The organism is Paenibacillus sp. FSL K6-3182 (assembly GCF_037976325.1).
Classification (GTDB): Bacteria; Bacillota; Bacilli; order Paenibacillales; family Paenibacillaceae; genus Pristimantibacillus.
This window is the reverse complement of record NZ_CP150265.1, coordinates 4,325,613-4,341,706: the sequence shown is the minus strand read 5'-3', so window position 1 is coordinate 4,341,706 and position 16,094 is coordinate 4,325,613. Positions and strand designations below refer to the sequence as shown.

Here is a 16,094-nt window from a genome sequence, read left to right as displayed (position 1 = left end):
AACACATTAAACACAAACGGCAGAGATGCCGTTTTTTGCTGTTATAGCGTACAAGACATGTGGTGTGCTTAATATTGATGGTACTGAAAGAATTCATTAGATATGACAGTATTGCTCAAATAAATTGGTTTATGAAAGTCTATGCTACGGATATTAAATTCAACGATATGATAATCATAAATCTGATAAATTTCAAAATCCCCCCTCTCGTGGTAAGTTGACCACGAGAGGGGGGATATTCTAATTATAAAACTAAATTGAATTGTTGTAGCGAAAGCATGGAAACTATTGAATCCTACCTTAGAGGGAGGTGAAAGTAGTCAAGAAATATAAAATCAGCTTATCGAACTCAATCGTTTCATCGCTAGTCAGATCAAGCTCGCGTATGATCCGCTGATGCCAGTAGGAGGCCCAGCCTTCGTTCATAATCTTGGTCTCGATTTGAGGCCAGAAGTAGAGCATCTCATCGCGAAGCATAGATAGAATGTAGCGCTGCCAATCCTCAAGAGTAGGGGAGTACTCCTCAATGAACCAGATGAGATCTTTTTCTGGCCGTGGCGAAAATCGCTTGGCGTCAGTAGCCTGCGATTGAGCGGCTGATGCGGCGGCAGCCGTCCGATCCGGGTCCAGATTCCACAAGTCATCGTAAGAGGAGGAAGGGATATTCCACTCCGAGCGCTCACTGTCCTTTTGCACCATTTCGATATAACGTTTCTTATCTAATTGATAAGGCTTAATAAGCGTCGGATCGACATGCTCTTGAATAGCAAGGATCGCATTGATAAACTTTTCGACCGCCTCCGTGCCATGATCCATTTCATATTGATGAATGCGATCAGTTGTAGCAGACATGCTCTTGACCATATTGCGATTGGTTACACCAAAGCGAGCGTTGTTTTTGAAAAAATCACAGTGAGCGAGCACATGAGCGACGATGAGTTTATTCTGAATTAAAGAATTTCCTTCAAGAAGAAATGCGTAGCAGGGGTTGGAGTTAATTACAAGCACGTAAATCTTACTCAAGCCGAAGTCGTGTTGGAGCTCCATTTTGTGGAAAGTTTTTACAAATCTTCAATGATTAAATCTTGTAGGCATACCATAAGAACCGAATGTATAAATGATCTATGCAGGACAAATCTCATAGCGCATTTGATAGAAATCTAATCCAAATCCTTTTGCAATTTCTGTTATCTCATCAATTGAACGCTCTAATGATCGAATTTCTTCGGGGATCATCTGGATACCTCCAAGTTTTCATATTTATTGGTGTTTGTCAAGAACGAGCTGTCTATCTTGAAATTGTAGACGAAGAAAAACATTGTTTATATCTAGTTAAAGCGATGCTAGTAAAATTACTACACTTGGGTCACCTTTATTTTTATAGTACTCTTAGTAATATATGTATAAGTTAACTGTCACGCGAGATGCTTATGGTGAGTCAGGAATATATAATATATCCTGTGATATAGTCAATTATGTTATTTGGGAGGCTTTGAAGTTAAGGGAAAAGTTGAAATTAATAGTAGAAATTATTATGTCAAAGATGCTGAGCTATGGTTTTCAACGGGTCAGGTTTATGAGTTTTTCGTTCAGTTACATAAATGTTATTTTGATTTAAAAGGGGGGGTAACCTTTTTAGAATCAGAAAATAACTTTAAATTTGACCTTAGTTTTAATGGGTTAGGTCAGATTAATATTCGAGGGTATTTTCAAGAATCAGCGAGTGAAGAGAATATATTGCAATTTGAGTTTGACAGTGAACAAAGTTATTTGGCAACAACATTACATCAGTTAAAGGGTATTGTTTACTATTATGGTGACCTAAAAGGCATGGAGAGAAAGTGATTTCTTCTTATGCTACCTATGAACGTGGAATGCTCCAGATTCGAATGCAGCTTTAAAATTTCCAGATAGTAATTAGGGAAACGGTTGGACTGCACAAATCAAAGTTGGAAATAAACTTCTTGGACAAGATAGTAAATTCTATAAAAATCCAAGTAATATTACTCATATTTCTGTTGATTTTGGGGGGTAATAAAATTTGTTGGAATATTATAAATCTTTACCCGATTATATCTCTACATCTCGGTTGAAGGAGCTATTTGAAGAATTAGTCACCAAAATAAAATTACAAGCTTTTAGCGTAGAAGAGGCTCTAGAGGCTTTGTTAGAATTATCAGACAGACAGTGGCATGCATATGAGTTACTGGACAATAACTTGAAAAATGAAATTGAAAATTGGATCTTAAGTAATTGGAATAAGGAGTCAATAAATGATGTTGAATTTATATCATCAATTATCGGTCGATTAGGGTTAACAAAAGCATATAAGTACATGAAAAGTTTATTAAATGAAAATCTGAGAAACGAAATAAGAAGTGTTATAGAAGAAGCAATTGCTGATCTAGATGGGCATGTTGAAGATCCATACTTTGGGATGAAGTAAGTAATATAGTAAAAAACCTTGATTGATTTTATGTCTATCAAGGTTTTTTGGAGGTGTATCACAAGTTGCGAGGTGGTAATAAGGCAGCAATTATTTAAATAGGAGATCAGAATTAAATAGATTATCAAGATATTTTTGTTTAACGGAAACGTATTTAGACATTAGTAAGCGTGTTGTCAGTTCAGGGGTTAACAATGGTAATGGTCAGATAATTTAATTGTTTGAATGGAGAGTTGTCATGCGGTATATGCACATTGAATTAACAACAGCTGAGGAAAGAGTACCTCAGATTATTTACTCGGAGATAGATGACGTAGAATATGAAGTTAGGAAAGTTGAAATATATTTTGATGGTAGTGTGGGCTATGCTTCTAGCGAAAATGAAGTTGGTAAAACATTGTTGGCAGATCAGGTGATACCTACCTTAGAAGAGATTGATAATGACAATGAGATAATAGCTACTCAGTTAAGCAGAGAAGATTTTGAGATCATATGGGCTTCATATACTAAACAATAAGACAGTAACATTACTAACCACATGCAAGTGAAAAATACTTGCATGTGGTTTTTTTTCTCCAAAACCCTAATTGTTATTATGAGTATGTTCCTGTCCCGAATAGGTGGACAAAATGAAATCCTTTATGAGAGTAAATATCAGTCCAAAGCTACAGATTCAGGACAGGACTCTCCACTCCTATACAAATCCTATAGTGCTCATCATGAGTATGGACCACCCTTCGGGGTGTTTTTTTTGTTTATAAATTGTGTTAACTCCAAAAGGATAAATTTTATTTACTGGGAGTCTATTCAAATGGGCAAACGTCTATTAGCCCCCATCTTTTTAAAAGTTGGAGGCTATATTAATACTAGAACGTTGAAGAAACATATATGGGAAGGCTTTTTGAAATAGTTTTTCTTCACGAAATGGCACTTGGCTCAGTTGTGATGCCCACCTTTACCGAATTAGGATCCCCGTTTAGGCGTTATGATTTGGAAACAACGAGCTGACAATTAAAGATAACGTTTGCCTGTATACTGAATGGGCCGATTGTACATCTCCCAAGTGTCCTCCAATGTAAAGATGAATAACGCCGTGGAGTGAAGCCCAGAATATAAGTATAAAGGTTTCCGTGTCATACTGACTGTGAATCAGACCTTGCTCTTGTGCATTGCTGATCACTGTCAATAATTGCCTCATGGCTGTTATGGTGCCATGCATGCTTTCCTCGTCCGGTTTGAAATCTGCGAAGGCTCCTCCAAACATCAGCTTATAATAGCTGGAGTAGCGCTGCCCAAATTGCCAAAAGGTTTCGCCTAAATTCAGCAACTGCTGCGCCGGTTTAGTAGACTGTGGCGTCCCCTCGAATTCGTTAGCAAGAAGCTTACAGCCGTCCAGATACAATTGCTGAACTAAACCCTCTTTATTAACAAACAAGTTATAGATGATTTTTGTCGAGCAATCCATTTTCTGTGCTATCTTACGCACCGTAACGGCTTCCGGCCCTTCTTCTTGCAAGAGCGTAGCCGCAGCATCAACAACGAGTTTACGGAGATTATCAATATTTTGCAAGCGAGCTTCTTGGTAGGTTTTTAACTTTTGTGTATTCGCAATGGAAGATATCTCTTGGTCGCTCATAATCATCACCTTCAGTTATCGTGTTTTCATCAGGAAACAAAGTGTCTGACTCTCTTACCAGTAACTTTATTTAGTTGTTGGACGATTGTCAATGCGACGTTGGATATCCAAATCTCATATTGACTTTCTAAAAAAGGGCAGTTACAATGAAACCAATAAGAAACACTGTTACCAAACATAACACAACGATTCCTTACTCCCTCGGGAAGTGGGGATAACTTTTGGGGTTTTGGTAACATTGTTTCTATAATAAAACATTGTATTTAAAAGGAGAGTTGACACTTGACAATTCAAGGAAAATGGTCACTTATTACGGGAGCTTCTTCCGGTATTGGAGAGCAATTCGCGAGACAACTGGCAAAACAAGGCAGTAATTTGGTTCTCGTGGCAAGGTCGAAGAGCAAGCTTGATAGCCTGGCATCAGAGCTCAGAAAGAAGTATGGCATCAAAGCAGAGGTTATCACAATGGATCTTGCGAAGGAGGGTGCACCTAGCGAAATATTTCAGCAATGTCGATTTTTGAAAGTGGATATTGAACTGCTGATCAACAATGCTGGCTTTGCTACACATGGTTTGTTTGAAGAAGTGTCAGGTGAGCGTCAACATGAAGAAGTTATGCTCAATGTCGCCGCTGTTGTAGATATGACCCACTTGTTCTTGCCGGACATGTTGCGCAGAAGCTCAGGTACAGTTATCAATGTTGCTTCAACCGCCGGATTTCAGCCGCTTCCCTATATGGCCGTATATGGGGCGACGAAAGCTTTTGTCTTGTCGTTTACTCAAGCGTTATATTGGGAAAACCGCGATCGCGGCATAAAATTCTTCGCACTTTGTCCCGGTTCGACGGATACCAGTTTCTTTAATGTCGTAGGAGCGGAAGAAGCCTCCGTCGGAAAGAAAGACACTCCGGAAAGAGTCGTAGAGGTTGCACTTCGTGCATTAAAGGAAGGGAAAATGTATGTCGTTCCTGGTATGCAGAACTATATCGGGGCGCAGTTAGGGCGTTTCATTACACGAAAGCAAGGTCTTCGGCTTGTTGGAAGCATGCTTCGTCCGCGCAATGGATCCAGTAATAATAGGAATTCGGGTAATCAATCTGATCTTTCAGGGAGGACAATACGATGAAAGCTATACAACTGAAAAACGGATTTGGATTTGAGGAATTAACCCTGGTGGAACTTGAAATACCAACGCCGGGTCCTCAGGAGGTGCTGATCCGCATGAGGGCAGCTTCTCTTAATTACCGGGATCTAGTGATTCTGAGCGGATTAATGCCGATCGACATCAAATTTCCCTTCATTCCAATATCAGACGGAGCGGGAGAAGTTATAGCCGTTGGCCAAGGAGTAACAAAGTTTCAGGTTGGAGACCGAGTAGCTGGTAATTTTCAACAGCAATTCATTGCCGGCAGCCCAAGAGCAAAGGTGTTAAGAGACAGTCTGGGAGGTCCGTTGAACGGAGTGGCGGCCGAGTATGTCGTTCTGAATGAAAACGGAGTCGTTCCTATTCCCGATCACCTCACGTGGGAGGAGGCTTCCACCTTGCCGATCGCAGCTTTAACCGCATGGAGCATGCTAATGGAATACGGTGGTTTGAAAGCGGGTGATACCGTGCTGCTGCAAGGAACAGGGGGTGTTTCCATCTTCGGGCTTCAGTTCTCTCTTATGGCTGGAGCGCGGGCCATCATCACATCGAGCAGCAACGCCAAGCTGGAACGAGCAAAAGCTCTTGGCGCATGGGAAACGATCAATTATTCGGAAGTTCCCGATTGGGATAAGGCGGTGTTAGAGGTGACTGGCTGCGGCGTCGATCATGTTCTGGATATTGGCGGAGCGGCAACAATGGTAAAATCCATCAATGCGCTACGTGTTGGAGGGACCTTGAGTATGGTCGGGTTCTTAACGGGCTTGACCATTCCGGAATACGATGTCACTGGCATCTTGCAGAAAGCCGCAACTATTCGCGGCAGTCAAGTCGGCAACCGTGATCACTTTGAAAAGATGAATCGAGCGATTGCCCATCATCATTTACATCCTGTCATCGACCACGTATTCCCTCTGGATCGAATTGGAGAAGCATTCGCGCTCTTGGCTGAAGGAAAGCAATATTTCGGTAAAATCGTAGTCCAAATTTAAATCTCACTGACATGACATAGGAGGCGCTATAATGCCCAATAAACCAGTTCGTTCCGTTAAATCTAATGAAGGCTTGAATAGTCCTAAACGCCCGAGTCGTAAAGCTCGAAGAGTGGTATTATCATTGCTTGCGGTGATGCTTCTTGGAATAATCATTTTTTCACTTGTACCTTCACCTATCACACCAGCAAAATGGATCGCGCCGACAGGTCCCTCTTTTAAGGAACCTGGTCCGTGGCAACAGAACAATAAACTCAGCTCAGCTGAGCTTGTTACGGATGCCCCTAAATCTCCGGAATTCATTACGTTTGATAAAGAGGGTACGCTATATACAGGAGATTCTGACGGGAAAATTTACAAGGTTGGTTTCGATGCAGATGGCAATCCGCAAGAAGCCCAAGTATTTGCAGACACTAAAGGAACGCCTAATGGGCTTAAATTCGATGCCAATGGCGATTTGATCGTTACTGATATCCAGAAGGGACTGCTGTCTATAAACCCTTCCGGGAGCATAGAGGTATTGGCTGATCAAGTGGACGGCCAGCCGATCTATTTAGCTAACGAGCTTGATATTGCCCAGGACGGCTCAATTTATTTTTCCGATACCTCGAACTATGGCAAGGTGACATTTAAAGAAATTGCCGAGAATAAGCCGCATGGACGTTTGCTGAAGTACGATCCAATGACCAAACAGACGACCGTCCTGTTGGAAGGCCTCTATTTTGCAAACGGGGTTGCCTTGTCTGCGGATGAAGATTTTGTGCTTGTTGCGGAATCATATCATTACCAGTTGACTAGATACTGGCTCAAGGGAACAAAGAAGGGGACATCTGATATTTTTGCGGAAAATCTCGCAGGCTTCCCAGACAATATTACACGTGATGAGCATGGTCAATTCTGGGTGGGCATCTTCACGAATCGCATCTCTTTTGTAGATCAGATGCATCGCAGCCCTTGGTTGGCCGGTACCATGGCCAAATTGCCAGAATCGCTGCTTAGCGGTGCAAGCGCACCGGCGAAGCATGGGCTTGCTGCTGTGTTCAGTCCGCAGGGAGAGCTTATCGAAAGCTGGCATGATCCAGAAGGCTCACTATATGGTGTAACTACGGCTGTAAGTCATAACGGATATTTATATATAGGAACGGCACCTGGAGGCAGCCAGGGTTTACATCGCGTGCTTTTAACAAAATAATGTTGGATCCGGGAGGATGCGAAATGAAACTGGATGATTTGGAGCTATCTTAGAATGCTAAGGAGAGTCTAGCAGGAAAAGTAGCCTTGGTGACTGGCGCCAGCAGTGGCATCGGGGTATCGATTTCCAGGAAACTGGCAAAGCGTGGCGCATATGTAGCCTTAGTGGCACGCCGTCGGGAACGATTGGATGAGCTGGTTCAAGACTTGCATAAAGAGGAATTGTACGAGGTTTTGGCGGTACCTGCCGATATACAACTGGCTGAAGTTCGTGCGTTTACTTCGAAAGTTTTGCCGTTACACCCCGATGATGTTGCAGAAGCAGCACTCTATGCACTGGAGCAGCCTGAGCATGTCAACATTCCGGTACTGACTATTATGCCTTCAAGGCAATCCCAGCGGTTCAAAAAAAGCGGCGTCCACTGAGCGTGGTATGTACCGTGTCAAGGTACATGCCTTAAGTTTGACAATTCTGGTCATGGCAACGAACCACCACGGGAGCATGGAGGGATTTGTTACGCTAACCCAAAGAATTGAAGTTCAGTATCAGGATTTATCATAGCTCTGATGGAGAGCTCTTCGCTGGACCAAAATTGGTCAGGGGTTCAGTGAAGCGTAGACGTAGCCGAAGGTGGAGGAGCACAGCGTTTGAATCTACCGCTGAAAGCTTCATCCGGATACGCGTCGTCAGCTACAAAAATCAAGATTCATTCATCCCCCCCTAAATTCCACGATAATAAAACATCGCAACCGTAAAGGAAAGCCGCTGTAAGCTGTTCGGTTGGCATCAGGCACGGTACGAAGTTAGCCAAAAAAGAGCATCTGCTTACACAATACGATTTGCTTCAACGAAAATCAGAGGTGCTCGGAGTAAAGGCATAGGGGGTCGTGGAGATCCAAAGTTGCGACCAACAAACCTTGATTGGACTCATCGTCTTTACAGGTTTCGTTTTTTTTGGAGGGTAACCTAGTGTCGAATACATCCTTCATTAATCGGTTATTGAAGTTGAAAGACATGAATGTGTTTAACACTAAAAAGCTAAAGGTTCAGGACAGGACTCTCCACTCCAATCCAAATCCGATAGTGCTCATCATGAGTACGGACCACCCTTCGGGGTGGTTTTTTTTGCTTATTAAGTGACCTATCTGACAATGGCTGCGGCATAAGGATCTATCTAGTTGAATCATAATATGAACGGGCAGAATAGCACAACAAGATAAGATTATGTTCTAATTCAATTTTACGCCTTATTATATTAAAATTACAGACTATTCCATTAGCCGTATAGTTGCTACAATCTATATTGTAACTTCCAAAGATGAAAAAAACATTCACAGTATGAACGAAATCTTTGTATGGAGGGAAACGCATGTCACAAGAAGATAAACTCGGACAAATAGTCATTCTGAACGGCAATCCGCGGGCTGGGAAGTCAAGCATTGCCACCGCGATCCAGAATATGTTTGAGGGTGTATGGATGAACGTTGGGGGCAGTCAGTTCAAGAAAATGACCCCCGAACGCTACCAGCCTGGGATCTCGCTTCGGCCAGGTGGGGAACGTCCTGAACTTGAGCCTCTAATTGTGATCCTGTATCAAGCCATGTATGAAGCCATTGCTGCACACAGCCGTCTGGGACTGAATGTCGTGGTGGATGTCTGGCATCATGATGCTTATTCGATTCCGCGGGGGATTCTTCCGAGCTGTGCCCGGATCCTGAGTGGATTGCCTGTTTTGTTTGTGGGTGTACGATGCCCATTAGAGGTTGTCATGCAGCGGCGGATCGCTACCTGGAATTCCGGTTACGAAGAGGACGGATCTGTGCCAAAGCCAGTGAGATTATGGCAGCAGGCTGTCCATATGCCTGGTAACTATGACCTGGAGGTTGACACCTCGGTGCTCAGTTCTGAAGAGTGTGCCGCTCTGATCCGCCAGCGCCTCCAAGAGTGGCCGGAGTTCCAACGTCTTGAGGTTGAGAGCAGGAACTTTTATTCATTACAATCAAGGGGGAAGCAAATGTTACAGGTAGATGTGCCCGGACAGATTATTATTTTAAACGGGACTCCGCGGTCAGGGAAGTCCAGTATTGCCACTGTGATTCAGAATACGTTCGAGGGTGTGTGGATGAACATGGGAGTCGACCGGTTCATGCAGATGACCCCAGAACGCTACCGGCCAGGGATTGGGCTTAGGCCAGGTGGGGAACGCCCCGACCTTGAGCCACTCATAGTGACCCTTTATCAAGCCATGTATGAGTCTATTGCTGCGCACAGCCGCTTGGGACTGAATGTTGTAGTTGATGTCGGTCACCACGATGCTTATTCGATCCCGCGGGGGATTCTTCCCAGCTGTGCCCGGACTCTAAGTGGACTGCCGGTTTTGTTTGTTGCTGTGCGATGCCCATTAGAGGTTGTTATGCAGCGGAGGATCGTTACTTGGAATTCCGGCTACGAAGAGGACGGATCTGTGCCAAAGCCGGTGAGATTGTGGCAGCAGGCTGTCCATATGCTTGGAATCTATGATCTGGAGGTTGACACCTCGGTGCTTAGTTCCGAAGAGTGTGCCGCCTTGATCCGCCAGCGCCTCGAAGAAGAGTCGCTGCCTTCAGCTTTCCAGCATCTTGAGGCCATGACGTAGGTGGTGGAGTACACACTCTGAAACGACTCTGAAAGAGCAACATTCGCATTATCTACCTGGTATGGCTGGGGTCAGATTACGTATGATATTAAGCCTGAACCCACGTTTCTATTCAATTATCGGGTAACGATAGTTGAAAAACACACATGTATGAGCAGTCACTACATTGGCATGCTCATTTTATTAAGCTAACGGGTACGATAGTGGAGGAACATGCTTCGCCCTTCGGGGCGTTTTTTTTGAAAAAAACCTCATTATTCCTATACAAGGACGTAATAAAATAAATCACCGCTATTTCCCCCCATTCGAGATCTATTTCTGTAACTTTTTTGAGAATTAGTTTTTTCGATTATGAGTTCTGTCATTATTCTTTTGTCCAGAGGTTATAATCCAATTTCAAATGCGATTGCCCGTTCGTTAAGAAGATCGTCAAAACTGCCATATTTATTATTGGTTTTCGGTATCGGTATCTTTTATCAGAGCCGGGGGCCATATCGCCGTCATTAACATGATCCGGTGTAATCGATAGCGTCATAGGTAGCGCTCTTGTGGTACCAACGGCAAGATGAAGCTTGTAGCCGAACCACTCGGCTTTGTTGCGGAAGGAGTCGAACTTCGCACCCCAGTTGGCATTTCCAGTCAGTTCTAATTTGCGTTTCGGTTGCTTCTTCTCATAGCTATGAATCGCTGTACTATCGACAGCCATGTGACTCCCATCGATGACTGCTTCTTGCATACAGCGTGTGACAAGATCATTAAATAGGCGCTTAGCAAGTTCTTGATTTGTCTTCTCGGCGAAGATGCGGATTAACGTCGCTACCGAAGGAGCTTCCCGATCAAGCCGAAGCCTGCAATGGTAACGGGAGCCAAGATCCACGTCCAAACGGCGATGCAGACCGGTAAATGTATCGATGTTCTCAAGCGGTGCTTGCAGTTTGTTAAAGAATAATAGGATTTCTTGGAGAATATACAAGTGACTTCACTTGCTTGGCTCGTTTTCGGGTTGGTTACTTGAAAACTTCTCCAAGTCAGGGTGAAGTCTCTTTATTATGCTCAGAAAACCTTATGGTTCGGGGGCTTTGATTATTGCAAAATGCACCTTCATAAAAAAAAAGAAAGAGTAGAAGATAATCTATTTTTTTAATATGAACTATTGTAAGCGCTGTTATAGTTTGAGTAATATAGAGTTCAGCAAACTAATGTTGAATATAAAGGAGGAACGACCATGCGTTTCCGTCATTTTCATTCCATTGTAGCCCAACTCTTTTGGTTCTGCTTTATTGGCATGACGCTTCCCGTTCTGGTCATGGGTTTTTTGTCTTACCATAAATCGTCCTCTATCGTAGAGGAACAAGTCAGTAAGGTAGCCTCGCTTACTATTACACAGGTGAGTGACAAGCTGAACCTTTATTTCAAAAAGCTTGATGATTCGTCTATGATGCTGTTAAACAGTAAGGTCATCCACAATATTTTGAAGGAACAATCGAAAGAGAAGTTGTATGAAACCACGCTCAAGATTCAAGATGGACAAGACATTCTAACATCCATCATGATCAATTCGTCAGAAATCCTCGATATCTATATATTTGATGTGAACCGCAACAATTCGGTATTAAGTTCGGACTCCTTGGTGTCTCTGGATCAATGGGATTCCGACTGGTATAAAGCGATATTGGAAGCAAACGGTAATAGCGTTTGGTTCGGACTCTCTCAAAACTCTTATTTAAAGAAAACGGAAATGGGGTTTCCTGTATTCGGCCTTGGCCGCGCCATACGAAGCTGGGAAACCGGCGATATTATCGGCGTGATGTTCTTTGAAATTATGGGCGAGGTTCTGATCGATGAGCTTGACCGCGTTCAATTTGGGGATACGGGTTACATCTATGTCACCAATAGCGAGAACCGTTATTTCTATCATCCGGATTCCAATCAGTATGGAAAAGAGTCCAAGCTCATCCTTCCTTCGCAAGCGACAGAATATAACAAAGACAACAAAAGCACGCTGGTGATTCCTGAACGCCTATATAACGGCTGGGATGTGGTTGGGGTCGTACCTCTCGAGGAACTGACAGCCGATTCGGCCAGTATTCGGAAATTCACGATGTGGATTGCACTTTGCTGCATCCTTTCTGCAATGGGCATGGGGTATTTCGTAACTCGTAAAATCGGTAATCCGTTAGTTAATCTGAGCCGATTGATGCGTAAAGGGGAGAACGGCGACCTGAGCGTCCGGAGCAAGAGCGTCGGCCGGAACGAAATTGGGCAGCTGGGCCGCAGTTTTAATAAAATGATCAAACAGATCGATTTGTTAATCGCCCGAATCGCCAAGGAGGAATCGGAGAAAAAAAAGGCGGAGGTACGAGCGCTCCGCTATCAAATTAACCCTCACTTTCTTTATAATACGCTGAACTCAATTAGGTGGATGGCTAAATTGAACCGAACAAATGATGTAGATAACGCCGTCACTACGCTGGTTCAAATATTAGAAGGCAGTCTTGAACGGAATGGCGTTTTTATTCCGCTCGGGGAGGAGCTTGAACTGCTCCAGAAATATATGATCATTCAGGAATACCGCTATGATAACAAAATCAGCTTAAATATCCATTGCCGAGAGGAGCTCAAAAAAATACAAATTCCCCGAATGCTGCTTCAGCCCATCGTCGAGAACGCCATTTTCCATGGGATCGCTCCAAAGGATGCAGATGGATCAATTGATATCGAAGTCGAACAAAACGGAAAAAATATCGTGGTCAAAATAACCGACGACGGTATCGGAATAGATGAGGGAAGGCTTCATCAACTGCAGATGAACGATAAAGAGCGCAGCAATAAAGGGATGACCAATATCGGGCTGAATCATGTTCATCAGACCATCCAGTTATATTACGGAAGTACATACGGTCTCAGCATCTCAAGCATCAAAAACGAAGGGACCCGGGTGCTTATTACGATTGCTGATTCAAAGGAGGAAACTTATGTACAGAGTGCTATTGGTTGATGACGAGAAGATAGCGCGAATCGGGCTTCGTACCACTTTTGATTGGGAGAGACACGGATTTACATTGGTAGGTGAAGCGTCAAACGGGCAAAACGCAATGAAATGGATTCAGAATCAAGAAATTGATATATTGATCACCGACATTGCTATGCCTGTGATGGATGGACTCGAGCTCACGCGCAAGACTAAAGAATTATGTCCTTGGGTCAAGGTGTTGCTGCTCAGCTGTCATAATGATTTCGAATATGTACGGGAAGGAATCCGGTTAGGGGCCAGCGATTACATCTTGAAGCCGACACTTAATTCGGATTCACTCATAACGGTTCTGAATCAAATGAAAAAAAAGCTTCAGGAAGAAAGCGAGAACAGACAAATCGTTCAGCAGTTTGAAGACCAACAGCTCGCTAATAAACTGAAAAAACTGGAGAAGACATTCTGCAAGGCGCTGTGCGGTGACCTGGCTGCTATCGAACGAATAAAGACAGAATGCCCGGAAGAAAGCTACCGTATTGCCGCTTTGGAGATCAACGTATTTGGCAAAACGGATGCTGAAAGGAATGATCTCCTAACGGAGCTGGGAGAAGTGCTCAAACAGGTACTCTATCAAACATTTGGTTCCTTTGTGTCGGTCATGCTTCGTCCGGACTTGCTTGTGGCTGCTCTTCCTGTACACCCAAACCTGCATGTCAGGTGTTATGAGCTTATCGAGCAGTTTTCGCAGCATACCGAGTCGCACCTATTGCAAGTATCCATAGGACTCAGCGTCGTTTATGAGAATTATCTTGACCTTCAGAATGCCTCCATGGAGGCGAAGAAAATGCTCGCGGTCGGTTTCTTCCTCGGACCGTGTCGCTTGCTTGCTGCTGAGGAGCAAACGGATTCCATTTCGGCATGGCCCTATCCTTTTGCGGAAGCCTTACACGATCTCAAAGTGTCGTTAACGATGGGATTTCATTCCAGATCAGAACAAATGATAAATGAAATCATGAAGCATTGGTTACCGCAATATCGATCGAAAGAGGAAGTGCTGCAGGAGGCAGAGGAATTGCTTAGCCTGTTTGCCGTATTCAAAGACGCAGATTCTTCCATCATACGGAAAATCCGGGAGCTCGGCAGGCTGTGTTATGTCACTGAGGTCATTCAACATGTAAAAGATGGCTACCAAACAATCGTGGGCGGTGAAGACTCTCCGCGGCCGGATAAAACATTGCACCAAAGGATCGTAATGGAGGCCGCTGACTATATCAAGTGTCATTATAGGGAATCGATCTCCTTGCAGGAAGTGGCTGATGCGGTAAATGTAAGCAGGAATTATTTCAGCGAAATGTTCAAACGTGTGACAGGAGAGAACTTCATCGACCACCTGATCGCCTTGCGTGTAAAGAAAGCGAAGGAGTTGCTGCAGGGATCATCGCTCAAGGTGTATGAGGTAGCCGAGCAGTCTGGTTTTAACGACGTAAAATATTTTAGCAAGCAATTTAAAAAGATCGTAGGTGTATCTCCAGCCGAATTTCAAGGTTTGTTGCGAAAATAAAATAATGCTATTTGCGGAAAACAAGACACTCTTTCGGAATATAAACCGTTCAAACCTACTTTGACAATAAACTATAATTAAAGCGCTTACAAAATATTGTTGAATAAAAATTAGATATCTTGAGGGAGGAAAAAGAGAATGAAAAAGCTCAAATGGTCTCTACTCATCATGATTATTGCTGTATCTGCTTTGATTCAAGCCTGTGGAACGGGCGGTGGTGGCAACAACGGGGTGTCTAATGGAGAAGAAGCCGGAACAAACAGTCCAAAAGAGGGGAAAGTAAAAATCAAATGGGCTACATGGGGAAATCCGGGAGAATTAACAAGGTTTCAAGATTTCACAAATGATTTTAATAAGAAGCATCCTGAAATTGAAGCGGAGTTAATCCCGATCCCGGGGGAGTACGATCAAAAAATCTTAACGCAATTGAGTGGCGGAACGGCCCCTGACATTTTTTATGCCGGTGACGCATTTATTGTTAAACTGATTGAAAACGGCAGCATTGAGGAACTCACACCGTTAATGGATGATGCAAGAAGCGCGGTTAAGAAAGAGGATTTCTTCCCGGGCCTATGGGGAGCCGCTGAGCGCGACGGCAAAATATACGGGGCCACGGTAGACAATAACCCGATGGTGCTTTGGTATAACAAGAAGGTTTTAAAGGACGCAGGCATTACTGAAATGCCCGCCGATTTGCAGATAAATGGTCAGTGGAACTGGGACGCTTTTAAGGAAATGACCGACAAAATCCGCGAAAGCGGCAAATATGGTTACGTACTTGATAATGCATGGAACAGCACACACAGTTGGGTAACCTCTAACGGCGGAAAGGTTTATGACGACAATGGCAAATATATCGGCTACACGGATCCGAAAGCGGTCGAAGCTTTCCGATTCTTATATGATAACGTCAAGAGTAAAAACATTACATTTGCCGGTACGCTTCCAAAAGGACAAGGCGGCGATGCGATGTTTATGTCCAATCAGGTTGGCTTTGTCGGCGCAGGGCGCTGGTACCTTCCACTGTTCAAGAAAAACGATAGCCTCGAGTACGATATCGTCACCTGGCCGACAAATACTGGCAATAAAATCGAGCCCGCAGGTATTCCTACAGCCTATATGGTACTGAACAAGACTACCAAGCATAAAGAGGCGGCGTACACCTTCTTGTCGGAATTCGTCAATAAGGAAGGTCAAACCTATCGTCTTCAAGGAGGCGGCAATGCCGTTCCTTCGGTATCGGGAGCAGACGAAGTGGTGCTTGAAGGGAACCTTCCCGAGCATGCGCAGTTTTTCCTAGATGCTCGGGAAATCGGTTATGCATTAACTCCGTTTGAAGCGGGTATTCCCGGTCTAAGTAATGATATTAATTCCCGTTTTGAGGCGCTATGGCTGAAAAATGAGGATTTGGATACAGCAATGAAGGAAATTGAGGAATTGGCGAACAAGAAGATTGAGGAATACAAAGGAAAAAAATAAGCAGCCAGCAGTCCTTTCACAAGGAAATGGAAGGGGCCT

Annotated in this window: 13 protein-coding genes and 1 pseudogene; 11 read left to right on the top strand and 3 right to left on the bottom strand. The window is 43.7% G+C overall.

All coding sequences use genetic code 11. The features are described from left to right. Window positions 1–336: 336 nt before the first annotated feature. Window positions 337–1,236 (bottom strand): annotated as a pseudogene (locus tag MHH56_RS19075) (SpoVR family protein); the annotation flags it as partial. 246 nt (window positions 1,237–1,482) lie between these two features. Here MHH56_RS19075 and MHH56_RS19070 point away from each other — a divergent pair. The 3 genes from MHH56_RS19070 to MHH56_RS19060 all read left to right on the top strand — a co-directional run bounded on the left by MHH56_RS19070 (window position 1,483) and on the right by MHH56_RS19060 (window position 2,963). After that, window positions 1,483–1,845: a hypothetical protein gene (locus MHH56_RS19070; RefSeq protein WP_339203201.1), complete on the top strand. Its 363-nt coding sequence runs from the start codon at window positions 1,483–1,485 to the stop codon at window positions 1,843–1,845. Between the two features lie 196 nt (window positions 1,846–2,041). Then, window positions 2,042–2,446, top strand: a complete 405-nt coding sequence (locus tag MHH56_RS19065) for a hypothetical protein (protein ID WP_339203199.1) — start codon at window positions 2,042–2,044, stop codon at window positions 2,444–2,446. 217 nt (window positions 2,447–2,663) lie between these two features. After that, window positions 2,664–2,963: a hypothetical protein gene (locus MHH56_RS19060; RefSeq protein WP_339203197.1), complete on the top strand. Its 300-nt coding sequence runs from the start codon at window positions 2,664–2,666 to the stop codon at window positions 2,961–2,963. A 459-nt stretch (window positions 2,964–3,422) separates the two neighbouring features. On the opposite strand, the gene MHH56_RS19055 is transcribed toward MHH56_RS19060, so the two are convergent. Further along, window positions 3,423–4,082 carry a TetR/AcrR family transcriptional regulator gene (locus tag MHH56_RS19055; RefSeq protein WP_339203196.1) on the bottom strand — a complete coding sequence of 220 codons (660 nt, stop codon included), beginning with the start codon at window positions 4,080–4,082 and terminating at the stop codon, window positions 3,423–3,425. A gap of 282 nt (window positions 4,083–4,364) precedes the next feature. Between MHH56_RS19055 and MHH56_RS19050 the strand changes: the two genes are divergently transcribed. The 5 genes from MHH56_RS19050 (at window position 4,365) to MHH56_RS19030 (ending at window position 10,044) form a co-directional block, all read left to right on the top strand. Beyond that, window positions 4,365–5,207 (top strand): SDR family oxidoreductase, encoded by an 843-nt coding sequence (locus MHH56_RS19050; protein WP_339203194.1) that lies wholly within the window; start codon window positions 4,365–4,367, stop codon window positions 5,205–5,207. Continuing rightward, window positions 5,204–6,217, top strand: a complete 1,014-nt coding sequence (locus MHH56_RS19045) for an NAD(P)-dependent alcohol dehydrogenase (RefSeq protein WP_339203192.1) — start codon at window positions 5,204–5,206, stop codon at window positions 6,215–6,217. Before MHH56_RS19050 ends, MHH56_RS19045 begins: the two co-directional genes overlap by 4 nt. Window positions 6,218–6,248: 31 nt before the next feature. Next, on the top strand, window positions 6,249–7,409 hold the full coding sequence (locus MHH56_RS19040) for an SMP-30/gluconolactonase/LRE family protein (protein ID WP_339203191.1): 1,161 nt from the start codon (window positions 6,249–6,251) through the stop codon (window positions 7,407–7,409). 89 nt (window positions 7,410–7,498) lie between these two features. Continuing rightward, entirely contained in the window at window positions 7,499–7,834 is a 336-nt protein-coding gene (locus MHH56_RS19035) for an SDR family NAD(P)-dependent oxidoreductase (RefSeq protein ID WP_339209670.1), read from the top strand. A 944-nt stretch (window positions 7,835–8,778) separates the two neighbouring features. Further along, complete coding sequence (locus tag MHH56_RS19030) at window positions 8,779–10,044, top strand: hypothetical protein (protein WP_339203189.1); 1,266 nt, start codon at window positions 8,779–8,781, stop codon at window positions 10,042–10,044. A gap of 364 nt (window positions 10,045–10,408) precedes the next feature. On the opposite strand, the gene MHH56_RS19025 is transcribed toward MHH56_RS19030, so the two are convergent. Then, window positions 10,409–11,017 (bottom strand): transposase, encoded by a 609-nt coding sequence (locus MHH56_RS19025; RefSeq protein ID WP_339203187.1) that lies wholly within the window; start codon window positions 11,015–11,017, stop codon window positions 10,409–10,411. A 252-nt stretch (window positions 11,018–11,269) separates the two neighbouring features. Here MHH56_RS19025 and MHH56_RS19020 point away from each other — a divergent pair, with 252 nt between their 5' ends. From MHH56_RS19020 to MHH56_RS19010, 3 genes are all read left to right on the top strand, one after another. Continuing rightward, a complete protein-coding gene (locus tag MHH56_RS19020) occupies window positions 11,270–13,042 on the top strand; it encodes a sensor histidine kinase (RefSeq protein ID WP_339203185.1) in 1,773 nt (590 codons plus the stop codon). Continuing rightward, entirely contained in the window at window positions 13,020–14,576 is a 1,557-nt protein-coding gene (locus MHH56_RS19015) for a response regulator (protein ID WP_339203184.1), read from the top strand. The genes MHH56_RS19020 and MHH56_RS19015 overlap by 23 nt, the downstream gene beginning before the upstream one ends. Window positions 14,577–14,714: 138 nt before the next feature. Continuing rightward, complete coding sequence (locus MHH56_RS19010) at window positions 14,715–16,055, top strand: sugar ABC transporter substrate-binding protein (protein ID WP_339203183.1); 1,341 nt, start codon at window positions 14,715–14,717, stop codon at window positions 16,053–16,055. Window positions 16,056–16,094 lie beyond the last annotated feature (39 nt).